The 25,078-nt window shown below is 32.8% G+C and carries 25 protein-coding genes; 23 read left to right on the top strand and 2 right to left on the bottom strand.

Annotated elements, in window-relative coordinates; genetic code table 11:
- Positions 1-9 precede the first annotated feature (9 nt).
- The 20 genes from IGI63_RS04375 to IGI63_RS04280 all read left to right on the top strand — a co-directional run bounded on the left by IGI63_RS04375 (position 10) and on the right by IGI63_RS04280 (position 21,306).
- Positions 10-2,151 carry a glycosyltransferase family 2 protein gene (locus IGI63_RS04375; RefSeq protein ID WP_002370373.1) on the top strand — a complete coding sequence of 714 codons (2,142 nt, stop codon included), beginning with the start codon at positions 10-12 and terminating at the stop codon, positions 2,149-2,151.
- Positions 2,152-4,155 carry a DUF7657 domain-containing protein gene (locus IGI63_RS04370; protein WP_002383759.1) on the top strand — a complete coding sequence of 668 codons (2,004 nt, stop codon included), beginning with the start codon at positions 2,152-2,154 and terminating at the stop codon, positions 4,153-4,155.
- Between the two features lie 28 nt (positions 4,156-4,183).
- Entirely contained in the window at positions 4,184-5,485 is a 1,302-nt protein-coding gene (locus IGI63_RS04365) for an EpaQ family protein (RefSeq protein ID WP_002362923.1), read from the top strand.
- Between the two features lie 105 nt (positions 5,486-5,590).
- Entirely contained in the window at positions 5,591-6,988 is a 1,398-nt protein-coding gene (locus IGI63_RS04360; RefSeq protein ID WP_002362924.1) for a sugar transferase, read from the top strand.
- A gap of 10 nt (positions 6,989-6,998) precedes the next feature.
- On the top strand, positions 6,999-7,826 hold the full coding sequence (locus IGI63_RS04355) for a glycosyltransferase (RefSeq protein WP_429975390.1): 828 nt from the start codon (positions 6,999-7,001) through the stop codon (positions 7,824-7,826).
- A gap of 17 nt (positions 7,827-7,843) precedes the next feature.
- Positions 7,844-9,667, top strand: a complete 1,824-nt coding sequence (locus tag IGI63_RS04350) for a GH25 family lysozyme (protein WP_429975389.1) — start codon at positions 7,844-7,846, stop codon at positions 9,665-9,667.
- 126 nt (positions 9,668-9,793) lie between these two features.
- On the top strand, positions 9,794-10,489 hold the full coding sequence (locus IGI63_RS04345) for a glycosyltransferase family 2 protein (RefSeq protein WP_429975388.1): 696 nt from the start codon (positions 9,794-9,796) through the stop codon (positions 10,487-10,489).
- A gap of 14 nt (positions 10,490-10,503) precedes the next feature.
- Positions 10,504-10,845 (top strand): SH3-like domain-containing protein, encoded by a 342-nt coding sequence (locus IGI63_RS04340; RefSeq protein WP_429975387.1) that lies wholly within the window; start codon positions 10,504-10,506, stop codon positions 10,843-10,845.
- Positions 10,846-10,971: 126 nt separating this feature from the next.
- Positions 10,972-11,148, top strand: coding sequence for a glycosyltransferase family 2 protein (locus IGI63_RS04335; protein ID WP_429975386.1), 177 nt, complete (start codon positions 10,972-10,974; stop codon positions 11,146-11,148).
- The gene (locus IGI63_RS04330) at positions 11,111-11,659 is read left to right on the top strand and encodes a glycosyltransferase family 2 protein (RefSeq protein ID WP_429975385.1); all 549 of its coding nucleotides are present in this window, start codon (positions 11,111-11,113) and stop codon (positions 11,657-11,659) included. Before IGI63_RS04335 ends, IGI63_RS04330 begins: the two co-directional genes overlap by 38 nt.
- A 71-nt stretch (positions 11,660-11,730) precedes the next feature.
- The gene (locus IGI63_RS04325; protein WP_429975384.1) at positions 11,731-13,104 is read left to right on the top strand and encodes a CDP-glycerol glycerophosphotransferase family protein; all 1,374 of its coding nucleotides are present in this window, start codon (positions 11,731-11,733) and stop codon (positions 13,102-13,104) included.
- A 9-nt stretch (positions 13,105-13,113) separates the two neighbouring features.
- Entirely contained in the window at positions 13,114-13,314 is a 201-nt protein-coding gene (locus IGI63_RS04320) for an oligosaccharide flippase family protein (protein WP_429975383.1), read from the top strand.
- A complete protein-coding gene (locus IGI63_RS04315) occupies positions 13,224-14,510 on the top strand; it encodes an oligosaccharide flippase family protein (protein WP_429975978.1) in 1,287 nt (428 codons plus the stop codon). The genes IGI63_RS04320 and IGI63_RS04315 overlap by 91 nt, the downstream gene beginning before the upstream one ends.
- Positions 14,511-14,736: 226 nt before the next feature.
- Complete coding sequence (locus tag IGI63_RS04310; protein ID WP_342835350.1) at positions 14,737-15,003, top strand: beta-1,6-N-acetylglucosaminyltransferase; 267 nt, start codon at positions 14,737-14,739, stop codon at positions 15,001-15,003.
- A gap of 71 nt (positions 15,004-15,074) precedes the next feature.
- Positions 15,075-15,428: a beta-1,6-N-acetylglucosaminyltransferase gene (locus IGI63_RS04305; protein WP_002403904.1), complete on the top strand. Its 354-nt coding sequence runs from the start codon at positions 15,075-15,077 to the stop codon at positions 15,426-15,428.
- Positions 15,425-15,829 (top strand): glycerol-3-phosphate cytidylyltransferase, encoded by a 405-nt coding sequence (gene tagD / locus IGI63_RS04300; protein ID WP_002364272.1) that lies wholly within the window; start codon positions 15,425-15,427, stop codon positions 15,827-15,829. The genes IGI63_RS04305 and tagD overlap by 4 nt, the downstream gene beginning before the upstream one ends.
- Before the next feature lie 338 nt (positions 15,830-16,167).
- Entirely contained in the window at positions 16,168-17,277 is a 1,110-nt protein-coding gene (locus IGI63_RS04295; RefSeq protein WP_429975382.1) for an O-antigen ligase family protein, read from the top strand.
- 617 nt (positions 17,278-17,894) lie between these two features.
- Positions 17,895-18,845 carry a GDP-mannose 4,6-dehydratase gene (locus tag IGI63_RS04290; protein WP_002364270.1) on the top strand — a complete coding sequence of 317 codons (951 nt, stop codon included), beginning with the start codon at positions 17,895-17,897 and terminating at the stop codon, positions 18,843-18,845.
- A gap of 132 nt (positions 18,846-18,977) precedes the next feature.
- Positions 18,978-19,943 (top strand): glycosyltransferase family 2 protein, encoded by a 966-nt coding sequence (locus tag IGI63_RS04285; protein WP_002364269.1) that lies wholly within the window; start codon positions 18,978-18,980, stop codon positions 19,941-19,943.
- Positions 19,944-20,001: 58 nt separating this feature from the next.
- The gene (locus tag IGI63_RS04280; RefSeq protein ID WP_141441677.1) at positions 20,002-21,306 is read left to right on the top strand and encodes a DUF3329 domain-containing protein; all 1,305 of its coding nucleotides are present in this window, start codon (positions 20,002-20,004) and stop codon (positions 21,304-21,306) included.
- 151 nt (positions 21,307-21,457) lie between these two features.
- On the opposite strand, the gene IGI63_RS04275 is transcribed toward IGI63_RS04280, so the two are convergent.
- Positions 21,458-21,553: a transposase gene (locus tag IGI63_RS04275; protein WP_350028761.1), complete on the bottom strand. Its 96-nt coding sequence runs from the start codon at positions 21,551-21,553 to the stop codon at positions 21,458-21,460.
- Positions 21,554-21,933: 380 nt separating this feature from the next.
- Entirely contained in the window at positions 21,934-22,053 is a 120-nt protein-coding gene (locus IGI63_RS04270; protein ID WP_225582386.1) for a transposase, read from the bottom strand.
- Positions 22,054-22,137: 84 nt separating this feature from the next.
- On the opposite strand from IGI63_RS04270, the gene IGI63_RS04265 reads away from it, so the two are divergent.
- The 3 genes from IGI63_RS04265 to hflX are packed head-to-tail and all read left to right on the top strand — an operon-like array spanning position 22,138 to position 25,059.
- A complete protein-coding gene (locus tag IGI63_RS04265) occupies positions 22,138-22,884 on the top strand; it encodes a glycerophosphodiester phosphodiesterase (RefSeq protein ID WP_002364267.1) in 747 nt (248 codons plus the stop codon).
- Positions 22,885-23,814: a tRNA (adenosine(37)-N6)-dimethylallyltransferase MiaA gene (gene miaA / locus IGI63_RS04260; RefSeq protein WP_010820137.1), complete on the top strand. Its 930-nt coding sequence runs from the start codon at positions 22,885-22,887 to the stop codon at positions 23,812-23,814.
- A 3-nt stretch (positions 23,815-23,817) separates the two neighbouring features.
- Entirely contained in the window at positions 23,818-25,059 is a 1,242-nt protein-coding gene (hflX, locus tag IGI63_RS04255) for a GTPase HflX (protein ID WP_002396594.1), read from the top strand.
- Positions 25,060-25,078 lie beyond the last annotated feature (19 nt).

The following is a 25,078-nucleotide window of genomic DNA, read 5'->3' as shown; positions in this document are numbered from 1 at the left end:
AGAATGCACATGAATGAAGACATTAAGGTGATCTTTGATAGTATCTATCGCGACAAAACAACAAATAATTTAACCATTACAGGTTGGGCGTTAGATACAATCACTAAAGAAAGCCCAACTTTCACAATTAATAATGAAAACCAAGTGTCCGCTTATAACATTCAGCGCGTTTTACGTGAAGATGTTAATCAAATTTATCAAACAGAGCCTGCGATTGAAGCTGGCTTTGTTGTTACACTTGAAGGAATTAAACAAAAAAAAGTACTCCCTTTTCATTTTCAATCATCAGCACATGTTGTAACGGTGGATTTTCCCTTGAATAAAAAATATCCAGTGATTCCAGGGACAGAAGATAAAGTAACTCGTCTTTGGATAAAAGCCAAAAAAGGATTTAAGTATATGGCTAAAAATGGTATTTCTCATACCATTCAACGAGCGAAAATTGAGAAACTAAGAAAGCAAGCTTCGTATCCTAACTGGTTAGCTAGAAATGAAGTACTAGACATAGAAGCGATGACACAAGAAATCGCAACATTTCATTACCAACCTAAAATTTCCATTGCGATGCCAGTGTATAATGTTGAAGAAAAATGGCTTCGGTTGTGCATTGATTCTATTTTGAATCAAGTCTATACTAATTGGGAATTATGTATGGCCGATGACGCCTCAACAGATCCCAATGTCAAAAAGATTTTAACAGAGTACCAACAATTGGATGAGCGAATTCGGGTCGTCTTTCGTGAACAAAATGGTCATATTTCCGAAGCGACCAACTCTGCTTTAGCGATTGCTACCGGAGAATTTGTCGCCTTACTAGACAACGATGATGAATTAGCAATCAATGCTTTTTATGAAGTGGTTAAAGTGCTGAATGAAAACCCAGAACTGGATTTAATTTATAGTGATGAAGATAAGATTGACATGGATGGAAATCGTTCTGATCCAGCCTTTAAACCAGATTGGTCACCTGATTTACTTTTAGGAACGAATTACATTTCGCATTTAGGCGTGTATCGTCGGAGTATTCTAGAAGAAATTGGCGGCTTTCGAAAAGGTTACGAAGGTTCTCAAGACTACGATTTAGTCTTAAGATTTACTGAAAAAACGACAAAAGAACGCATCAAACATATTCCAAAAGTTCTTTACTATTGGCGGATGCTGCCAACCTCAACAGCAGTGGATCAAGGCTCCAAAGGTTATGCTTTTGAAGCGGGGCTAAGAGCCGTGCAAGATGCGCTCGTTCGTCGAGGAATTAATGGTCATGCAACGCATGGGGCGGCGAATGGCTTATACGATGTTTATTATGACATTGAATCTGAAAAGTTAGTCTCAATTATTATTCCAACTAAAAATGGCTATAAAGACGTACAACGTTGTGTTTCATCGATTATTGAAAAAACAACCTACCAAAATTACGAGATTATTATGGCTGATAATGGAAGTACAGATCCAAAAATGCACGAATTGTATGCAGAATTTGAACAACAATTACCTGGCCGCTTTTTCGTTGAATCAATCGATATTCCATTCAATTTCTCAACTATTAACAATCGTGCAGCGAAAAAAGCGCACGGAGAGTATTTATTATTTTTAAATAATGATACCGAAGTGATTACAGAGAATTGGTTAACTTTGATGGTTTCATTTGCTCAGCAAGAACGGATTGGCTGTGTAGGTGCGAAATTATTGTATCCAAATAATACGGTCCAACACGCAGGCGTTATTTTAGGATTAGGTGGTGTTGCTGGACATGGTCATTATGGTTATCCCCATGGTGACTTAGGCTATTTTGGTCGGTTAGCTATTAATGTTAATTATTCAGCAGTAACTGCCGCATGCTTACTTATGAAAAAAGCAGATTTTGATGCAGTTGGTGGTTTTGAAGAAGCGTTTACTGTAGCTTTCAATGATGTTGATTTATGCCTGAAAGTCCAAGCTTTAGGACGTGACAACGTCTGGCTTCATGAAGCAGAGCTTTATCATTTTGAATCTCAAACTCGTGGATATGATGATAAAGGCAAAAAGAAAAAACGTTTTGAACAAGAAAAAGTGATGATGGAAGAAAAATGGGGACCTTTAATTGAAAATGATCCATTTTATAATCCTAATCTGACAAGGGATATTCCCAACTTTTCATTACGAATTGACTAGATGCAATTGCGGATGACGAAATGGAGCGAAAAGATGGAACAACAACTAACTACAAGAAAAGAAAAACAACCATTACGCAACCAAGCTGAGCAGAGCGCTCGCTTGGTTGATCATTTGTTACGCTGGCGCTATCTGCTAGCGGCAGTCATTTTTATTTTACTGGTCGCCTTTAAAGTCCATGGTAGTTCATTAAACATGTGGGATGCGTATGTTTCTGAATATGCGGATGGTCAAAAAAGTTCATTAATTGCTGGTGAACCAAGAGGTGTTCGCTCGGATGAATGGCTCGTTCAAACCCCCTTTAGCCTCTCACAAACACAAACAGGTTTGAAAACACATAATGATGTGATTACGTTAAATGGGCAAGACATGGTGGTAGGCTATAATTCACCAGCGTGGAATTTGGCCACGTTAGCGAAACCTTTTACGTGGGGCTATGTACTATTAGGCAAAGAATATGGCTTATCGTGGTATTGGAATCTTAAATTAATTGGCTTAATTTTATTTTCTTTTGAAATTGGCTTGATCGTCACACGGCGGAATAAATATTTAGCTTTGTTAGCAAGTGTTTGGATTCCATTTTCTTCGGCCCTTCAATGGTGGTTTGTCTCGCCAGTTGGAGATTTAGTATTTTTTGGCTTAGGTTTTTTAGTGGGAATTTATAATTATTTCTATTATCATAGTAGTGTTCGACGTCGTGTCATTTGTGCGATAACGGCTGTTATTATGGCCTCAGGATTTGTTTTAGTTATTTATCCTGCGTTACAAGTACCACTTGGTTATTTGATTTTATTATTTTTAATTTTATTCTTTTTAGAATTTCGTAAAAAAATTAAGTTGGATAAGTGGGATGGGGTCCTGATAGGTGGGGCACTCTTGATGACGGCGATTATTGTTGGCGGATCGTTATATGGCTCATTGGATTCCTTAAAAGCAGTAATGGATACCGCTTATCCAGGAAAACGGGTAAGTTTAGGTGGCGATATGCCTAAACGCGATATTTTGTTATTTTTAACAAATTGGAAAATGCCGTTTCAAGATGTTCCATATTCAAATAATTCGGAAATCAGTAGTTTTTATCAATTATTTTTTGTTATTTTGCCGCTCTCACCATTTATTTTTTATAAAAAAATCAAAGAAAACATTTACGGTTTTGTCTTATTCGTGTATTGTTTATTTAACTTAGTTTGGATGAGCGTTCAATTTCCAACAATTTTTGCTAAGTTGACATTGTGGTCTTATGTGCCAGAACAACGGGCGATGTTATCCTTCGGGTTTGCCGCTGTGTTGTTAAGTTTATGGTTCATCGATTATTTATGGAATCGCCAAGCAAAAATTCCAATGATGGCCTGGTTAGGGGCGCTAGGATTAAATGTTGTTCTGTATTTCTTTGTTTTATATACGGGCAATTTACGGTTATACGTTACACGAATGGATATCATTGGTGTCTTGGTTGTCGCTACCGTTTTAATTGTTGCTTTATTTAAACGTTGGCGCACGTTATTTGTCCTTGTCTTATTAGGAATCATTATGGTTTCTGGTGCCTTTGTTAATCCAATTTCTCGAGGCGTTTCTGCTGTCTATGGTAAAAAATTAGCGGTAGAAGTGGAAGAAATTAACAAAAAAGACCCCAACCAATTGTGGGTGGGCGAACGCTTGATGTATGGCTATTTGCCAATGTTAGGTGTGCATACATTTAACGGTGTTGCTTTTACACCTGACTTAGAGGCTTGGAAACCATTAGATCCAAAAGGAAAAGACACATTTATTTATAATCGCTATGCGCACATCAATGTTGAAGTAGGAAATCAGACCCCTGTTTTAGAGTTGATGCAAAAAGATGCGATTATTGCTCGTTTATCTCCAGAAAAATTAAAAGAATATGGGATTAAATATGCGGTCGTTTATAAACCATTAGAACCGTTAGACACACCAACGATTCATTTTGAAAAATTATATGGACCTGATCAGAACGGGGCATATATTTATCGAATAAACGACTAGTGATTCATTCATGGAATGAGGTTTGAATATGGGAAAAGTATTGAATAGAATCGGTCGACTTATTTTATTAGTTACAATGATCGGCTCGTATACGATGTGGGTCGTAGGAATTGATGCGCCAGTCACAAAATATATGTATGCCAATAGTTCAATTTTATTATTAATAGCAGTAATACTTGTACTGCTATTAAATTGTACGAAATTAAAATTTATTGACTGGCTGACCGTAGCGTTGGCGCTAGCCACCTGGCTCTTGTTTCACTTTACGGAATCAATCCGTCATAGCACGATGCAAACAGATACAATGATTCCTTTAATTATTTTGTTGGTCCTTTGTTTTAAAGTTTGTGTCTTTGATCGTTTGGATCAAACATTTTTATTAATTGTCTCTTTAGTTGCTTTGAGTGCGACTTTGTATCGGATGTCCGTGGAGTTGCCTCAGTTGATTCCAACAGACGAAATTTTTAAAGAATCAAATAAACTAGAAAGTATTTGGATTAATACCAATACGATTGGTGCAACGTTGATGTTTTCAACAATGATGGCCAGTAGTTTGATCAAAGCATATAGAAATAAGGTTTTTAACCTGCTGCTTTTACCTGTATACATTGGTGGTGTTTTAGGTACATGGGTCAGTCAATCCAAAACCTCTTTTGCCATTTTAGTTGGTTTTATTCTGGTGGATAATCTTTTACCAAAACGTTTCTTGCAACGTTCGAAAGTTTGGCTGTTTGGTTTTGTCGGAGTAGCTGCATTGGGACCATTGTTATTTTACTTATGTGCGGAAACAGATACTGTTGATTTATTTACAGGAAGAGAACGAATTTGGCATGAGTTTTTTGCTAAATGGTTATCTGATCCTCAACATATTAAAGTCGGTATGGAGCCTTTTGTGGCCTCATGGAAACCGCTGGGGACACATAATGCTTTTCTATTTACGTTAAGTAATTTTGGTGTCATTGGCTATCTGATTTTATTTGTTTTTTTAGTCAGTTTGATTTTATTGATTGGTTTCCGCAAAAAAACATTGGATCGTTTGCAAGTTAGTTTACTTTTAGGCTTCCTTTTAATCTGGATTCATTCATTTATGGAAGATATTTTATTAGCGCCTCATTGGATGCCAATTGTTTATAGTTTCCTTGGGCTAGCCTTCTACTTCCGGCCAGAGAAAAAACGAGGAAGACATGAAAGACCAACGACACCTAAAAGAAGAAAACGAGTGAAACAAACAAGTCCTGTTAGCAATGAAGAGCGCCCGATAGCACCTGTTGACGAAGAGGGCTGGGACCAACCTGAAGAATTAAGTCGTGTCCAAAGACATCGCAGATAATTTTCATCCTATAGAACTTTCTTGTCCGCTGACATTATGGTAATATAGGGGTTGCATGTTATTACAAATAATGTAATTACTGGAAGTGAAGAGAGGAAGTTTTTAATGACATCAAAAAGTGAATGGAGTAATGCAAGACGAATTGTAATTATTTTAGCAGACGTTTTGCTCTATAATTTATCAATCATCTTAGGGTTTATGGTGAAATTTGGCCGAGAAATTCCTTCATTTAACTTTGTGGCTTATGAAAAATCTGCAATTTACATTTCAATCTTTTTTATCTTTTTGAATTTGTTGTTAGGTGCGTATATTTTTTATAATCGCAAAATTAGTGACATCATTTTTGTCACGGTGATTGGTCAAATTTTAATGACTTTAACGATTATGATTGTGACATTTGCCGGACGTTGGTTTACGTTCCCGCGTTCTGTTTTAGGATATTCCTTTATAATCGGAATTATTGTTCTAAGTCTTTGGCGAATTCTTGTTTATTATCTTTACTTAAAGGTCAGCAATGAGCGAAAAGTTGTTTTACTAGGTAAAGAAAATCAAGTTATGCGGTCAATTCAAAACTTTATGTCTGATAAAAATAACAAGCATAAAGTAACGAGCGTTGTTGTCAGCAATTACTATGAAAACTTAAAAAAAATTATCGATGAGATCGATATTGTTTATATTTCAAGTAATGTTGATGAGAACGAAAAAGTAAAATTGTATCAATTAATTGTCAAACACAAGAAAAAAATCTTTTTAGATACAAGTTTTGAAAATCTAATTATGTTAAAACCAAACATGATGAACTTTGAAGATGAAAGTATTATCGAAGTCTCAAATTTTGAAATCCAACCAGAAGAGAATTTTATTAAACGTTTATTCGATATTTTAGTCTCTGTTTGCCTATTTGTGATTACCTCACCCTTAATGCTTATTGCAGCGATTTTAGTCAAAGCAACCTCACCGGGACCAGTGATTTACAAACAAACTCGGATTACATTAGATCAACGCGAGTTCTCGATTTTAAAATTTAGAACGATGTCGGCAACAGCGGAAGCAAAATCAGGTCCAGTCTTATCTACAAGTAACGACAGTCGCGTCACTACAGTTGGTAAATACTTGCGCGCTTTACGTATTGATGAGTTGCCACAACTAATCAATGTTATTCGCGGGGATATGTCCATTGTCGGACCACGTCCTGAACGACCATTCTTTGTTGATCAATTTAATCAGGAAAACCCGAATTACTATTTACGTCACAATGTACGTGCGGGGATTACTGGCTATGCCCAAGTTTATGGGAAGTATGCTTCTGACTACAATAGTAAATTGAACTTTGATTTACTGTACATCAAGAATTATTCATTGCTATTGGATATGAAAATCCTGCTTCAAACCATCAAAATTCTCTTTGATAAAGTATCATCAAGAGGATTGGATGAGTCTGAAGAACGTGAAACGATTACTTGTTCTTATTTAAAAGAACGAAATATAAAGTTATTGAAATGAGGATTTTATTGTGGAGACTGTGCCTATAAGTATTCTAATGTCAATTTACAAAAATGAAAAACCAGAGTATTTAATTGACACAATGGAGAGTATTTTAAGACAAACTATTCAACCTGAAGAAATTTTTTTAGTAAAAGATGGCCCTTTAACGTTAGAACTAGATGAAGTTATTGATGAATATAAACGAAAATTAGGCAATCAACTAAGTCTTTACTCGTTATCAGAAAATAAAGGATTAGGTATAGCGTTGGCAGAGGGAGTTTTAAATTGCCGAAATGAGTTAATTGCAAGAATGGACACAGACGATATTATGGTAGAGGACAGATTGGAAGTTCAGTATAAATTATTTAAAGAAAACTCAAGTTTAGCGATTGTTGGTGGTAATATTATAGAATTTGAGGAGAATGTTACCAATATTTTGGGAAGACGTATAGTACCAGAAAGTAACGAGGAAATTCGCCGCTTTTCGAAAAGAAGAAATCCATTTAATCATATGACAGTTATGTATAAAAAAGAGGATATTATTCAGGTTGGTAACTATAAACCTTTGAAGGGGTTTGAAGATTATTATCTTTGGATAAGGCTGTTGAAACAAGATAAAAAAGCGGCAAATATAAATAAGATTTTGGTTTATGCTAGAGGCGGAAAAGATATGTATTCTAGGCGTGGCGGGATTAAATACCTAGTACCAGGATTAAAAGCGCGTAAAGTAATATATCGGGAAGGTTTAGGATCTTTTTCTGATTTTATATTTGTTTCTGCAGTACATTCAATTATTAGTTTACTTCCTAATGGTATACGTGGAGTGATTTATCAAAAAAGGTTGAGAAATAAATAATATTCAAGGAGAGAATAATGAAAAAAATTTTATTACTGTTGTTACTTCCTATTTGTTTTTGGAGCCAAACGGTTTTTGCTTCAGATAAGCTTCAGGAATCATATTTTACAGAAAACAATAAAATGGGGGATTACATTAAAGCATCAGAAGAAACAATTAATCTAGTTGCAATGAGATCTTTACAAAATTTATCACCAGTAAATGTTAATGCTGGTGATAAGAATACCCCTAGACAAGATTTTATTGATGTTTCTTCATGGAATGAGTATATATCTATTGAACAATATTCATTAATGAAAAATAAATATGGAATTAAAGGTGTGGTAGTAAAATTAACGGATGGTACATCCTATATAAATCCATACGCAGAAAGTCAAATTAGAAATGCCCAAAGTGCAGGCCTAGTAGTTTCTGTGTATCATTTTAGTAGATATACGACTTCTGAGGAAGCAATTCAAGAAGCAAATTATTTCGTAAATTATATGAAAAAATTGAAACTGAACTCAAGTACTATTGCAGTTAACGATGCTGAAGCAACGGAATTATTGCAGGGGGATGTAACTGAAAATAGTAAATCTTTTATAAATCAAGTTAAAGCACATGGATACAATTATTCACTTTTATATACAGGGAAAAATTGGTTAAATAGTGGTTATATTGATCCTAACCAATTTGGATATAAAAATATTTGGGTTGCTCAGTATCCCTTCTATCCCGCTGCAGATTCAATTTGGAATCAAGAATATGGGGCTTGGCAATGGAGCTCGCAGTTTTATTTTCCAGGTATTGCTCATCCTTTTGATATTTCTATGAGCTTTACTGACTATTTTGTGAAATCGCTTAGCGGTTATGATATCATTACAGAAGAGAAATCATTAATTAAGGACGGAAATATTTTATCTACTCCTTTTGATGAATATGGTAATAGACCATGGGGGACAGAAGGTTATCAAAAATTAGGATCTGTAACTCAGTTTTTAAACAAAGACATAAAAGTTAAAAAAGAAGCGGTAACGACATCTAACAATAAGTATTATCAGTTTGAATCTGATGGAAATAATTATTGGACTGACTACAGAAATATCAAACTATTTGACCAAATCGTTTCAGAAAAGCCAATAGATGCAGATGGGACTATCCAATATTTTGAGTATTCAGAGTATGGAAGTGTTCCGTGGGGAACAAGAGGGTACCAATCATTAGGCGTATTGAAGAATTCTATTGGAAAAACAGTAGAAATAACTAAAGAAGTGACAACCTCAGGGAACAATACGTACTATGAATTTGAGCTGAATGGACAGAAGTATTATGGAGATGTCCGGAACTTTAAGTTGAAACAATACGATCAAATCGTTTCAGAAAAACCACTAGACGTAGATGGCACCATTCAATATTTTGAGTATTCAGAGTATGGAAGTGTTCCATGGGGAACAAGAGGGTACCAATCATTAGGCGTATTGAAGAATTCTATCGGAAAAACAGTAGAAATAACTAAAGAAGTGACAACCTCAGGGAACAATACGTACTATGAATTTGAGCTGAATGGACAGAAGTATTATGGGGATGTCCGGAACTTTAAGTTAAAACAATACGATCAAATCGTTTCAGAAAAACCGCTAGACGCAGATGGTACCATTCAATATTTTGAGTATTCAGAGTATGGAAGTGTTCCGTGGGGAACAAGAGGGTATCAATCATTAGGCGTATTGAAAAATTCTATTGGAAAAACAGTAGAAATAACTAAAGAAGTGACAACCTCAGGGAACAATATGTACTATGAATTTGAGCTGAATGGACAGAAGTATTATGGGGATGTCCGGAACTTTAAGTTAAAACAATAGTAAAAAAGGTGTACGTAAAAGTTTATGTACACCTTTTTAAGTAAAATCGTAATTTTTTTGACTTTCCAGCATAGAAAAGTGTATCATAGAATGAATTAGTTTAAAAGAAATGAGTTAGGAGATAAGATGAAATTAGTCAGTGTAGTCATACCCGTATATAATGTAGAAAAATATGTAGAAAAATGTTTAGACTCAGTTATTAATCAAACCTATCAAAATTTAGAAATTATCATTGTTAATGATGGATCCACCGATAATTCTTTAAGTGTTTGTCAAAAAAAGAAACTATCAGATTCCAGAATAAAATTAATTAACAAGGAGAATGGAGGACTCTCTTCTGCTAGAAATGCTGGGATTGAATGTGCACAAGGTGAATTTATCTGTTTTATCGATAGTGATGACTGGATCGAGCTGGATTATATTGAAGTGTTATTGAACGGAATGGAAAATACGAATGTGGATATATCGGTTATTCAGATGATTAAAGTAAAGGATTTTAATAAAATTGCCTTTCAAAGTGAAAGCCAAACTAAGTGGGACATATTCGAACGAGAAACTGCAATGAGAGAACTATTCTCGAGTAATTTAATTGGTTATTCGGCAAATAATAAGTTATATAGAATTAGTTTGTTTAAAAGCATAAGATACCCAGAAGGGATGTTAATGGAAGATAAAGGAACTACGTATCGTTTAATTGATAGTTCAACCAAAGTTGCTGTTAATGGTTCTACTAAGTATCACTACTATTTACGAGATAATAGTATTTTAAGAACAGATTTTAATCAAAAAAATTTTGATTCTTTTATTATGGAAAAACAGTAGAAATAACTAAAGAAGTGACAACCTCAGGGAACAATACGTACTATGAATTTGAGCTGAATGAACAGAAGTATTATGGGGATGTCCGGAACTTTAAGTTGAAACAATACGATCAAATCGTTTCAGAAAAACCACTAGATGCAGATGGCACCATTCAATATTTTGAGTATTCAGAGTATGGAAGTGTTCCGTGGGGAACAAGAGGGTACCAATCATTAGGCGTATTGAAAAATTCTATCGGAAAAACAGTAGAAATAACTAAAGAAGTGACAACCTCAGGGAACAATACGTACTATGAATTTGAGCTGAATGAACAGAAGTATTATGGGGATATCCGTAACTTTGAGTTGAAACAATAGTAAAAAAGGTGTACGTAAAAGTTTATGTACACCTTTTTAAGTAAAATCGTAATTTTTTTGACTTTCCAGCATAGAAAAGTGTATCATAGAATGAATTAGTTTAAAAGAAATGAGTTAGGAGATAAGATGAAATTAGTCAGTGTAGTCATACCCGTATATAATGTAGAAAAATATGTAGAAAAATGTTTAGACTCAGTTATTAATCAAACCTATCAAAATTTAGAAATTATCATTGTTAATGATGGATCCACCGATAATTCTTTAAGTGTTTGTCCTATCAGATTCCAGAATAAAATTAATTAACAAGGAGAATGGAGGACTCTCTTCTGCTAGAAATGCTGGGATTGAATGTGCACAAGGTGAATTTATCTGTTTTATCGATAGTGATGACTGGATCGAGCTGGATTATATTGAAGTGTTATTGAACGGAATGGAAAATACGAATGTGGATATATCGGTTATTCAGATGATTAAAGTAAAGGATTTTAATAAAATTGCCTTTCAAAGTGAAAGCCAAACTAAGTGGGACATATTCGAACGAGAAACTGCAATGAGAGAACTATTCTCGAGTAATTTAATTGGTTATTCGGCAAATAATAAGTTATATAGAATTAGTTTGTTTAAAAGCATAAGATACCCAGAAGGGATGTTAATGGAAGATAAAGGAACTACGTATCGTTTAATTGATAGTTCAACCAAAGTTGCTGTTAATGGTTCTACTAAGTATCACTACTATTTACGAGATAATAGTATTTTAAGAACAGATTTTAATCAAAAAATTTTGATTCTTTTATTATCCATGAAGAAATTTTAAATTTTATGGATGAACATTATCCGAGTATAAGTCCTAAAGTAAAGTCTAGATATGTCTATGAAGCAATTAGAATGATGATGAGAATGATTGAAAGTAATTATACCTCAAAATTAGATTATACTAAATGTATGGATATTGTAGAAAAATATCAAAGTGAAGTACTAAATGATAATAAGATATCTGTTAAGCTTAAATTAATCACAAAACTATTAGTTAAGTTTCCTAGTTTACCAAGTCGCATCTCTAAGAATAAATTAATCGCTAAAATATTTAAAAAATGGAAGGGATTAACCGATGATAATAAAGATAAAAAAATTTCTTTCACGCTATATTTATCCTGTGTTTTTTTACTGTTGCCTATTCAAAATAAAAAAATATTTTTTTCTAGTTTTGGTGGGAGAAACTATTCAGGTAATCCGCGAAGAATATCTGAAGAGCTTTATAAATTGAATCCTAAACTAAAGTATATATGGTGCATTAATAAAGATGTTTCTGTTAAAAACCTGCCACCATATATAAAACGTGTTGACAATAATTCGCTTTTGGCTACTTTTCATCTATATACAAGTAAAGTTTGGATTGATGACTCAAGAAAAACAATTTTTTTTAAAAAACGTAAAAATCAGATTTACTTTCAAACATGGCATGGAACTCCCTTGAAAAAAATAGAGTTTGATGCCGTGGATAAACTCCCAAATAGTTATTTAAACTATGCTCTAAAAGATTCAGAAAGCTTAGACTATCTACTTTCTGGTAATAAGTATAGTAGTGATATCTATGCTTCTGCTTTTAGAATAGATGAAAATAAAATTGCTAATGTTGGAACGCCGAGAAATGATCAATTATGCCTAAAAATTGATAAAGAAGTTTCGTTGTTTGAAAAAGAAACTTTTAAGTTGCTATTTGCACCAACTTTTAGAAATAATAAAGCTGATAATGGTCAAAAGCAACTAGATATTTTAGGTATTCCGTACCTAGTTAAATATTTTGAATCACTCAATAAAAAAGTAGAAATTTATTTGAAATTTCATCCTAATGTAAATCAAAGCCTAATTAAGCAGGTAGAAATACGAGATTTGATAAAAAAATATTCAGTTCACTTAATCGATAATAATGTAAGTTCAGAAGATACGTTTCTTGATATGGATTTACTGATTACCGACTACTCGTCTATTTTCTTTGATTTTGCATTATTAAATAAGCCGATTATTCTTTTAAACTATGATGAAGATGAGTATAAGAAGGAAAGAGGATTTTATATTGATTTAGATTATTTACCTTTGCCGAAAGCAAAAAGTTACCAAGAAATTTTGGCTATTTTCGAACATGATAGAGAAACGTTGATAGAAGGTCCTAAAATGTTACTGAAAAAAATAGGTAATTTTGAAACCGGAAAAGCAACAAATTTTGTCACTGAAAAAATATTAGAAAATATTGAGAGATGATAGAGAAATATGAAAAAATTCATTAGTGATGTTTTGTTTAATGCAACTTACCAAGTATTATTAATTATACTGCCAATTATAACAATGCCTATACTTAGTCGTCGGCTGGGAACAGAAGGATTAGGGATATACAGTTATGTATTCTCTATCGCTCAGTTTTTAATGATCTTGATATCAGTTGGGATGAATCCCTTAGAATTAGAAGAATAGCACAAAATAAATTTAATAAAGATGAATTAAATAAAGAATTTTGGAATCTTTTTATCATGCAAGCATTAATTGGATTAGTGATCACAACTATATATTTTTTCGCAATTTTTTTATTTAAAATTGAGTATAAAGAATTATATTATATACAATTAATTTTTTTAATAGGTACAACCTTTGATATTGCTTGGTTTTTTCAAGGTATTGAACAATTTGCTCAGGTAGTTATTAGAAATGTGATCATAAAATTGTTATCAGTATTGTTGATTATCTTGTTAGTGAAAAACGATAAAGATTTACCTTTGTATGTTTTAATTACATCTGCATCTACTGTAGTTGGAAGTTTAATTTTTTGGCTGAGTCTAAAAAATAAAATTTCTAAACCTAACTTTTCTATGCCTATTTTTAAATCTTTATGGAAACCTAGTTTGATTATCCTTTTGCCACAAGTGTTTATGCAAGTTTATACGACTTTGGATAAAACGGTAGTGGGATCTTTAACTACCAATACAGAGCTTTCTTACTATGATCAGTCTCAAAAAATTGCAAGAATTCTACTAACATTACTCTCATCTTTAACTATTGTTATGTTACCTAAAATGACTGGAGCTATCAAAAATGGGGATAATGATAAGGTATATATGTATACTAAAAAGGCATTTAATTATACGTTGACTTTTTCATTAATTTTGTTTTCTATTATTTTTGCTAATACGAAAGAGTTTGTTGTATGGTTTTTTGGACCTAAATTTGTTCCTATGACCGCAAATATGATGATTGTCTCATTTATTATTATATTAAATCCGATTGGAGGGATTTTCTCTAATCAGTTTGCTTTGGCTATGGAAAAAGACAAAGAATATGGAATCCCATTAATAATTGGTTCAATTGTTAGTTTACTTGGCAATTATATTCTTGTTCCAATTTATAATGCATTAGGTGCGACTATTGTACTAGTTTTTGTAGAACTCATCGTTTGCATATTAAGAATAGTATTGATTAAAGATTTTATTAATTTACAATTTTTAATTACCAAACAGATACTTATTGAATTGGGCTTAACAATAGCAATTACAATTACTGGGCTTCTATTACCTTCAATTTTTGCTAATTCTTTTTTAACATTGCATATAAATCAATGGTCATGTTATTATTGTTTGGTATCATATTATTTACGACTAAAAGTGAAGTTGTGTTAGATGTAAAAAATACTAAAAGGAACTAAAAATTAATGAAAAAACATGTTTACTTAATCATGGCGCATGACAATTTCGATATGTTAAGCTTATTGTTAAAAGAGTTAGATGATATTAGAAATGATATTGTAATTCATATTGATAAAAAATCTAGTAATGTTAATATAGCTGATTTAAAAACACATTGTCAGTATTCGGAAGTTTCTTTTATTGAAAGTATTTCTGTAACATGGGGGCTTATTCACAAATTGAATGTGAACTGGCATTACTTAAAGCTGCTGTGAAAAGAAATTATAATTATTATCATTTGATTTCTGGGCTTGATTTTCCTCTTAAAAGTCAAGATTATATTCATGAATTTTTTGATAAAAATGATGGAAAAGAATATATACAATTTCAGCAGCCAAAAATTAAACAAAGAAATTTAGAGCGTGTTATGTATTACTACCCATTTCAAGAAAAAGTTGGTAAGAAAAAAATTTTTTATGGTTTTTAGGTAAACTGTATAAAATTATTCAAAAATTTTTAAATAGTAATAGAATAAAATCAGATAAATATACATTTCAAATGGGGGCAAATTGGTTTAGCATAACTAACGATTTGGCAAAATATGTGTTAGAGCAGGAAAAGTTTATTAATGATTATTTTAAAGATACGATTAACGGAGATGAATTATTTCTACAAACGATTGTTTATAACTCTAAATTTTTAGAAAAAGTAAATACACCCAATTTTGATAATTCTTGTCATTCAAATATGCGTTATGTAGTATGGGAAAATGATACACCAAAATATTTTTGTGACAGCGATTATGATATGCTGATTAACAGAGAAGAATTATTTGCTAGAAAATTTAATGTATCATATTCTGGTCAGTTAGTAAATAAATTAAAAAATGCGAAAGAGAGGAGATATAAATGAGAAAGATAATAACATATGGTACCTTCGATTTGTTACATTATGGACATATTAATCTTTTAAGAAGAGCGAAAGAAAGAGGAGACTATTTAATCGTTGGACTATCTACAGATGAATTCAATTGGGATGAAAAAGGAAAGAAAACCTATTTTTCTTTTGATAAGAGGAAAAAATTATTAGAAGCTATCAGATATGTAGATTTAGTTATTCCGGAAAATAGCTGGCAACAAAAGATTCAAGATATTAAAGAATTTCATGTCGCTGAATTTGTGATAGGTGATGATTGGTCAGGGAAATTTGACTTTATCGCTAATGAAACTAATGCGGAGGTTATTTATTTACCAAGAACACCTGAAATATCAACAACTCAGATAAAAAAAGATTTAGAAAATAAAACATTTTAAGTTTTTAGGTATCATAATATTTGTATTTAAAGCGTAAATTTGTATGAGGAAGTGGATAACTAGATGCTAAAACCAAATAGCACACTAAAGAATATAAAAGGAATATATATCTTATATTTTGAGCTGATATTAATTTTTCGTACAATCGGTCCATTAATATTAATGCCCAACTTGTTGGATAAACTATTCTTTGTATCATCTGGTCTTATAGGATTAACAATTATTTTTATTGATGCAATTGATTCTATTAAAAAGAGTAATCAAAAAAATTTGACATATGGCTCATATTATTTATTGCTATTATGTTGATATCTAGTTTAGTCAATATAAAGTATGGATTGGCTGGTAATTTAAAATTAATTATGTGGCAAGCTATATACTTTTTTGTAATATTTCAATATGGCAAAGATTATGGTAAAAAAGATAAGATTTTTGATTATTTTTTTGTTATATTAATAATCTTCTGGTTCTTTTCTGCTATTATTTCTTTATGGATGTTTTTTACGCAATTTGGCGTTAAAATTCCTATGGATAACCGTTATTATCCATTACGTATGGGATTTCTAGGAAATAGACTTTTCGGAGTGTTTCCAGACCCAAATTTTGGAGCTACTATATCCGTTGTTGTAATTTTACTTTCTGTTTATTATATTAAAACAAATTCTAATAGAACGTTTACTTTATTTAATAGCCTTAATATTTTGTTACAGTTAATGTTTATATCGCTATCAGGGTCTAGAACTGCATTAATTGTGTTATTAACAGTAACTGCTGTAGGTATGTTTTTTGTTAGCTATCATAGCAAAAAGATAGATTCTCAGAAATTATTTTTACGTTGGATTCTATCTATAATTAGTTCGCTCCTCACTATTGCGGTCTTGTACTTGATAATTGATGCTCTTAAAACAGGTTTATCATATATTCCAAGCCTTTTGCAAATGAAAGAAGCTTCGCTTCCTACGATTGATACTAAGAATAATTTGAATAAAGTAAACTTAGACAGACCAGATGTTTCTAATGGCGGTGATATATCTAATTTACGATTTTCTCTTTGGAGTAGTGCTGTTGAGATATTTAAATCAAGTTGGTTAGTAGGAGCTTCAGCTGCTAACTATATCCCATACGCACATGATGTTTTACCTGATTCATTTATAGGGCAAAATACATTAACAACACATAATTTTGTGTTCTTAATCATGGCTTCTACAGGAGCTTCTGGATTATTAGTTTTCTTTATATTCTTTATAAATAGAATATACATTTCTTTAAAATATTTATTTGGTAACAGTAGTTTGATTCAAGATATGAATTTTTACGTAATACTTAGTGTTTTAGCTATTACAATATCAGCATTGTTTATTACCGAGCTAGTGTTAGTGAGTACAATTGGTGCTGTTGTGATTTGGCTCTTTTTAGGTAAAATTACATCTTTAGAAAATAAAAAATAAAGATTCTTTGTCAAAATAATGTTGACAAAGAGAAATTATAGAATAGAGTCAAGCCCAGAGGAGAAATTTTTCTGGGCTTTTTTCATTTGGTTCGTATTGCGTGTGTATACTTGATAGACGACAATTGGCAATTTGAAATTATAAAAGTTACAAAACATAGGAATTTCATTTAAACTGTTGATTCCTCAATTGCAGATATGTTTTGAATTTTGTGACTTCATTAAGAAACAATCGAGTGTTTGTAATCCCATAGCGAATGATAATTAAATGATTTGTGCAATGTTAAAGTAAGTGGAGTATGTTGATTTTCCTATATAAATGGTGCATTTAGTTTACAAGTAAAAAATAAACATTTAGTTATACTAATTTTTCAACAAAACTATTAAAAAGTAGATATGCCCAGTTATTTATGAATTTCCTTTGCGAACAATAATTACTAGAAAGTACCAGGATATTAAATTTTAACTTATTAATATAAATCTTCTATTTATTAATGGAAATATATCAAGTTTTAAAACTTGATATTTCATGATAATCTTGTATTGCAAACAATAAGTGTTTAGGTTATCATTTGTTATGTTAATATAGAGTTAATAACTATTTAAGGGGTTAAATAAATGAAATCATTTCTAATCACAGGCGGCGCCGGCTTTATCGGCTCAACCTTAGCAAATTATTATAGTAAAGACAATCAAGTTGTGGTCATTGATGATTTATCAATGGGCCAAACTGAAAATTTAAACACATCTGAAAATATCACGTTCATTGAAGGTAGCGTGATTGATCAACAATTAATGGAAAAAGTACTACAAGAGTATCAGTTCGATTACATTTTTCACTTAGCAGCGATTGCTAGTGTAGCAGATTCAGTAGCGCGTCCAGTGGAAACACACCAAGTGAATTTTGAGAGTGTGTTACAATTACTGGAATTAATTCGGAAATACCAGAAAGATTTAAAACGTTTGGTATTTGCTTCTTCTGCAGCTGTTTATGGCGATGAGCCAACTTTACCAAAACAGGAAGAATCAGTAATTCGTCCATTAACGCCTTATGCAGTGGATAAATTTGCTTCTGAAAAATATGTGTTAAACTATTGTCATTTATATGATGTTCCAACAAGTGCTGTTCGCTTCTTTAACGTTTATGGGCCAAACCAAAATCCTAATTCGCCTTATTCTGGCGTTATTTCGATTGTGATGGACTCTTACAAACGCTTATTAGCCAATCAAGAAGTGACATTCAATATCTTTGGTGATGGAAAACAATCTCGTGATTTTGTCTTTGTTGAGGACGTGGTTCAAGCATTGAATCTTGTGGCTCATTCTGACCAATCACTTGGGGAAGTGTATAATGTTGGGACTGGGAAAGCAACCGATTTAAATAAGTTAATTTCTTCTTTAAATGATATTATGCAAGTCACTTTGCCAGTTGAATACAAAGAAGCGCGAGCAGGTGACATCAAAGATTCCTTAGCGGATATATCTAAATTACGTGCCATTGGTTATGAACCGAAATATAGTATTCAATCCGGTTTGGATAAATATGTTAAGTATGAATTAAAAGAATAAATAAAACTTCTTGAGAGCTGATAGTTCTCAAGAAGTTTTCAGGTAATTTATACGAAGTCGTCATAGATAAAAAAAGTTTAATATGGTATGCTAAAACTTGTATGTAAGTATTAAATTTGGGGGATTTAACCTGTGAAAAAGAAAATTTTAATTTCAATACCCGCGTATAATGAAGCAAATAATATACGTCCTCTATATAAAAAATTAAATGAAACTTTAGAAGAAAAAAGAGATGAAGTTGATTTTGAAATACTATTCATTAATGATGGAAGCAAAGATAACACAGTAAGCGAAGTTTTATCATTAATTGAACAAACGGATAATGTTTCTTTAATTGATTTGTCCAGAAATTATGGAAAAGAGATAGCAATGAGTGCGGGATTTGATTATTCTACACATGATGCTGTTATTACAATGGATGCTGATTTACAACATCCACCAGCTACAATTATTGATATGATTGATCTTTGGCAGCAAGGCTATGAAGATGTCTATGCTAAAAGAAATCAACGCAAAGGGGAGTCATGGTTCAAAAAAACATCCTCTAAATGGTTTTATAAAGTATTAGGAAAACTAGCCAATACGCCTGTTTTACCAGATGCAGGAGATTACCGGTTACTTGATCGTAAGGTAGTAGAGGCGCTGAAGCAAATGAGAGAATCTCAACGTTATACGAAGGGGTTATATAATTGGGTAGGCTTCAAAAAGGTTGCGATTGAATTTGATGCGGATGAAAGATTACATGGTGAAACAAAATGGAGTTTTGGCGCATTATTGAAATTGGCAATTGAAGGAATTACTTCTTATACAACGGCTCCTTTAAAGATTTCAATGTATTTTGGCTTTTTAGTTTCTTTTGTTGCGTTTATTTACATGATATATGTATTAATTAAAACATTGATATTTGGAGCGGATACTTCAGGCTTCCCATCGCTGATGATTATGATGTTGTTTTTGGGTGGATGTCAATTGATTTCTGTAGGTATTTTAGGAGAGTATGTAGGACGTATTTTTTTGGAAACAAAAGACCGTCCATTATACTTTATTGGTAATAAATATAAGCCTAAAAGTAAAATTAAAGGAGAAAAAAGTAAATGAAGGTTATTAACTCAAAGAAGTTTTTTTTAGTGTATTTTTTTTAATATATGTAGTACTATTGGTTTTAAATTTTTTAACACCGTTGATTGCAGATGATTTTGCATATATTTATAAAACAGAGGGATTTCATACCATATTTCATGATGAGTATTTACAATATATCACACAAAATGGTCGTTCAGTAGCCCATATTCTAGTAAGATTTTTTTTACTACTTCCGAAATTTATCTTTAACTTTTTGAATCCACTGGTATTTTTAATTATTTCATATCTTATATATATAATGACTAACTTTTCTAACCAAAAATGGAACACCGTTAGATTCTTGTTGATTATAATATTGATATTTTTGTTTATTCCTCAATTTGGCGAGACAATTCTTTGGGAGACTGGTTCTTTTAATTATCTATGGACTTTTGGAATTATGTTATTGTTTGTATCTAAATTCCATTTTGCTGTGATAAATAATGATAAAATGAAGAGTAGCTGGCAAATAATATATATGTTTTTTTTAGGAATTGTTGCAGGATGGTGTAACGAAAATACCTCAGCGGGAATCATTCTCATAGCTAGTGGTTATATGTTGGTATATAAATTTGTAAACAGAGCGAAAATAGAAAAGTGGATGAAAACAGGAGTTTTAGGATTAACTATAGGTTTTATTATTATGATGAGTTCCCCTGGTAATAAAATTAGAAGTTCATGGTTTGAAAGAAGTTCATGGTCATTGCCTAAGAAACTTTTATATGGCTTAAGAGATGTATCAAATACTATGTCTGAACATGCATATGTAATGATTTTTATAGCTGTTATATCAATAATATTTTGTATATTTTTATACAAAACAAAATATAATTATTTATTTGGAATAATTTATTTATTTGTAGGTGGGGCTGTATGCTATTCTTTGGCATTATCGCCTTCTGGTTATACTTGGGGTCGTTCATTTTTTGGCGGAGTAATGTTTATTATTATAGCAATAATGATGTGCTTTCCAACATTCGAAGTTCATAAAATTGGACATATAATTAACCCTATATTTACAACACTTTATATAATGTTAATATTTTCTGCTTTTTTTACAAGTACAAACGCATTATATGATACTTATTATTCCTACAGTGAGGTAACTAAACGTTATAAAGTTATTGAGAAAGAAAAACAAAACGGTAATTTGAATCCAGTTGTCCCAGATTTTAATTTTCAGCCGAATACTGGTTATCCAGCTTATTCAAATAAATTATCGCATATCAATGAAGATATTAATTATAAATATAATATTTATACGGCAGATTATTTTGATGTAAATACAGTAAAAGCTATTCCCATGAAAGAATGGGAAGAAAAATATGGTAGATGGTAAGTGGTTTCTAAAAATATATTAAAAATAAAGAGGGAATCTAGCCCCTTTATCAAATAATGTTGGTAAAGAGAAACTATAGAATTGCATCACGTCCACACGTCCGGAGGAGAAAATCCTCTGGATTTTTTTATTTGGTCTGTACGGCTTGTTCTTATTGGACGAAAATCCGCAATTTGAAATTATAAAAGTTACGAAAACCATAGGCATTCCGCTTTAACACTTTGATATGATTATTTAGACATTCCAATTGTCTATTTGAATAATAATAACTCAAGGCATGATGAAACTGTTTTTGATTTTTTTAAAGGTTCGTAAAGTGGTTTGATAAAGTACTTGGCAAGTGAAAAACACTTTGCGTAAGCAAGCATCAAAATACGTTTGATTTCGTTTATGAACAGCATACAAGAAATCTTGGTACAACGTGTAGCCTTATGCTAATTCAACGCTATAGAAAAAGCAGGCTGTCCACAAGCTCTATTTCAGCCAAATAAGTTTTAAACGAAGGGTGCCAACAGTGGTTTAAACTATCCAACTTTTCTTGATTTTTTTTAATAACTTCCAGTGTTTTTTGAGTTGTTTTCCTTGGCGTTTTTCAGCCAAACTTGAACTTTTTAATAGGCGGTTTGCCTAAGTGATTCTATGGTTTCGAAAGGTCCAGCTGATGTGTTGAACGATATAGAAGCAAACAATGATGAGCTTCGCGTTAGGAAAGTATTTATTCACTAGAGAAACAAAAGGTGCGTACATATCAATGACAATAAATTGGACGTTTTTCCTATATTTGAACCCACCTCACTCCAATGGTACAATAAACAAGATTGGAGTGAGAGCATGACAGATATTATTGCACATCGAGGAAGTAAAGGCACCCATCCTGAAAATACGTGTATTGCTTTCAGAGAGGCTGTTCGTGTTGGTGCTGAAGGAATTGAATTAGACGTTCACTTATCTAAAGATGGTTATTTAATCGTTATGCACGATGAAACGGTTGATCGTACGACAGATGGTCATGGTGAAATCCAACAGTTAACATTAAACGAATTAAAACAACTAGATGCTGGAAGCTGGTTTCAGAAAAATCCTTCTGTTCAATGTGTTCCAACATTGGAAGATGTTTTAAATTGTCTTGTAGAAGAACAATTCAATGGTTTTTTGAATATTGAACTTAAAACGGATATTATCCATTATGAAGGAATTGAGAAAAAAGTCGTCCAACAAATGAAGCAAAAAAACTGGCCGTTTCGTTATTTATATTCTAGTTTTTATTTTCCGAGTTTAGTTAAATTAAAAAAAGCTGATCCTAAGACAGAAATTGCCTTTATTTATGAATCTGCAGAGGATTTAAGTCAAGCGGGACCGGCATTCGCGCTTGTCGATAGTTTACATCCAAAAATGTCTTGGGTGTTGGCTCATGAAAAAGAACTTATCGCAATTGGCAAACCGCTGCGGCCGTGGACTGTTAATCGGATGGAAGAAATGGAAAATTGTTTTCAGCTAAAATTGGCAGGCGTTCATACAGATTTTCTTGAGGAAGCAAAATTTGCTCGTCAAAATTGGCAAGAAGAAGGAGAAACATAATTGGAGAAAGTATTAGTTATTGTAGGACCCACCGCGGTGGGGAAAACAGCATTAAGTATTGCTTTAGCAAAAAAATTTAATGGTGAAATTATTAGCGGTGACTCCATGCAAGTTTATCGCTCGTTAGACATTGGCACCGCTAAAGTCACAGAAACAGAAAAAGAAGGAATTCCTCACTATTTAATTGATTGCCGTGAAGTCAGCGAAACATATTCTGCCGCTGATTTTCAGAAAGAGGGTCGTCAAAAAATCAAAGAAATTACTGAAAAAGGGAAACTGCCAATTATCGTTGGAGGAACAGGGTTGTATATTCAATCACTTCTTTATGATTTTCAACTAGGAAGTCGTGAGATAGATGACTCGCCTGAAATTAGAGAAACGTACAATTTATTTGCGGAAGAAAAAGGGAATCAAGCCTTATGGCAGTTATTAAAACAAAAGGATCCTCTAGCGGCTAACAGCATCCATTTTAATAATCGCAAAAAAGTCATTCGTGCGTTAGAGGTCTTTGATAAAACCGGTTATAGTATTTTGACCCCGAAGGAAAAACCAGCTCGTCTCTATGATTATTATTTATTAGGTTTGGAAACAGATCGCGCTTTATTGTATGAGCGTATTAATCAGCGGGTGGATCAAATGATGACAGAAGGACTGTTGGAAGAAGCAAAACAGATGTTTCAGCAACCACATGCACAAGCAGCTCAAGGTATTGGCTATAAAGAATTTTTCCCGTATTTTTCCGGTGAACAATCATTAGAGATGGCGGTTGAAACAGTCAAACAGCAATCGCGGCGATATGCCAAACGTCAATTGACTTGGTTTAGAAATCGAATGGCTGCGCATTGGTGGGATTTGGTTCAGCAGCCAACAGATTTGCCCAAGTTGGAAAAAGAAGTAGCGGAATGGCTACAACAGAAGGAGAGTGAGTAGGCGATGACCACTCATGAAAAAGTGATTCTAGTAGGAGTTGAGACGGAAAAAAATTATCAGACATTTTCTGCATCAATGGAAGAACTGGCGAATTTAACGGAAACCGCTAATGGAGAAGTGGTGTTTGTTTTAACGCAAAAACGACCACAAGTTGATCGACAAACCGTAATCGGTAAGGGGAAATTGGAAGAATTAATTCAATTAACAGATGCCTATGAAGCGGATCTTGTGATTTTTAATCACGAGCTCACACCGCGTCAAAATCAACTGTTATCTGAAGCGTTAGCTGTGCGAGTAATTGATCGTGTACAATTAATTTTGGATATCTTTGCTTTGCGTGCGCGCTCCAAAGAAGGAAAGTTACAAGTTGAATTAGCACAATTGGATTATTTATTGCCTCGCTTGGCTGGGCAAGGAAAACAGTTGTCCCGACTTGGAGGAGGTATTGGGACACGCGGGCCTGGTGAAACGAAATTAGAGTCGGACCGCCGACACATTCGGAATAAAATCTTAGGCATCCGTCGTGAGTTAAAAGAAGTCACTGCTCATCGTGAACGAAGCCGCCAGAAAAGACAAAATTCAGAACTATTTCAAATTGGCTTGATTGGTTATACCAATGCTGGCAAATCAACCATTCTCAACATATTGACAACAGCAGGAACTTATTCAGAGGATCAATTGTTTGCAACGTTAGATCCTTTAACCAAAAAATGGCAATTGCCTCAAGGCATGGAAGTTACTCTGACCGATACGGTTGGCTTCATTCAAGATTTACCAACACAACTGATTGAAGCCTTTCAGTCGACATTGGAAGAAAGCCGGACGATGGATTTACTGCTCCATGTGGTGGATGCAAGTGCGCCAGATCGGTTACAACATGAACGCACAGTTCAAACATTGATTAAAGAATTAGCGTTGGAAAATATTCCGTGCTTGACGGTTTATAATAAAAGAGATCAAGTGGACAGCAAAGAATTTGTCCCAACCTTATTTCCCAATGTATTGATCTCAACTAAAATTTCTGAAGATAAAGAACGACTGGTTCAAGCTATCCGTGCCCAAATGATGGAATTACTCGAGCCTTATCAATTAGAAATTAGCCCAACTGATGGACAACTATTAAGTGAACTTCGCCGGATGACACTAATGATTTCAGAAGAATATGCTGAAAATGAAAATCGGTATATCGTGAAAGGCTTTGCGAAAAAAGAGTCTAAATGGTTGGCTGAATCCGAAAAAGAATAAAAAATGGTAAGTTGATTAG

The sequence above is a fragment of the Enterococcus sp. DIV0086 genome, from assembly GCF_050498705.1.
GTDB classification, from domain to species: Bacteria; Bacillota; Bacilli; order Lactobacillales; family Enterococcaceae; genus Enterococcus; species Enterococcus faecalis.
Note: the sequence above shows the minus strand (reverse complement) of the source record. Positions and strands in the feature narration are given on the sequence as shown.

Bases quoted from the DNA above. Each gene is read 5' to 3' on its own strand.
- IGI63_RS04375 (WP_002370373.1), top strand. From the start codon at position 10: ATGAATGAAGACATTAAGGTGATCTTTGATAGTATCTATCGCGACAAA.
- IGI63_RS04370 (WP_002383759.1), top strand. From the start codon at position 2,152: ATGCAATTGCGGATGACGAAATGGAGCGAAAAGATGGAACAACAACTA.
- IGI63_RS04365 (WP_002362923.1), top strand. From the start codon at position 4,184: ATGGGAAAAGTATTGAATAGAATCGGTCGACTTATTTTATTAGTTACA.
- IGI63_RS04360 (WP_002362924.1), top strand. From the start codon at position 5,591: ATGACATCAAAAAGTGAATGGAGTAATGCAAGACGAATTGTAATTATT.
- IGI63_RS04350 (WP_429975389.1), top strand. From the start codon at position 7,844: ATGAAAAAAATTTTATTACTGTTGTTACTTCCTATTTGTTTTTGGAGC.
- IGI63_RS04345 (WP_429975388.1), top strand. From the start codon at position 9,794: ATGAAATTAGTCAGTGTAGTCATACCCGTATATAATGTAGAAAAATAT.
- IGI63_RS04335 (WP_429975386.1), top strand. From the start codon at position 10,972: ATGAAATTAGTCAGTGTAGTCATACCCGTATATAATGTAGAAAAATAT.
- IGI63_RS04325 (WP_429975384.1), top strand. From the start codon at position 11,731: ATGATGATGAGAATGATTGAAAGTAATTATACCTCAAAATTAGATTAT.
- IGI63_RS04320 (WP_429975383.1), top strand. From the start codon at position 13,114: ATGAAAAAATTCATTAGTGATGTTTTGTTTAATGCAACTTACCAAGTA.
- IGI63_RS04310 (WP_342835350.1), top strand. From the start codon at position 14,737: ATGGGGGCTTATTCACAAATTGAATGTGAACTGGCATTACTTAAAGCT.
- IGI63_RS04305 (WP_002403904.1), top strand. From the start codon at position 15,075: ATGGGGGCAAATTGGTTTAGCATAACTAACGATTTGGCAAAATATGTG.
- tagD (WP_002364272.1), top strand. From the start codon at position 15,425: ATGAGAAAGATAATAACATATGGTACCTTCGATTTGTTACATTATGGA.
- IGI63_RS04290 (WP_002364270.1), top strand. From the start codon at position 17,895: ATGAAATCATTTCTAATCACAGGCGGCGCCGGCTTTATCGGCTCAACC.
- IGI63_RS04270 (WP_225582386.1), bottom strand. From the start codon at position 22,053: ATGTACGCACCTTTTGTTTCTCTAGTGAATAAATACTTTCCTAACGCG.
- IGI63_RS04265 (WP_002364267.1), top strand. From the start codon at position 22,138: ATGACAGATATTATTGCACATCGAGGAAGTAAAGGCACCCATCCTGAA.
- hflX (WP_002396594.1), top strand. From the start codon at position 23,818: ATGACCACTCATGAAAAAGTGATTCTAGTAGGAGTTGAGACGGAAAAA.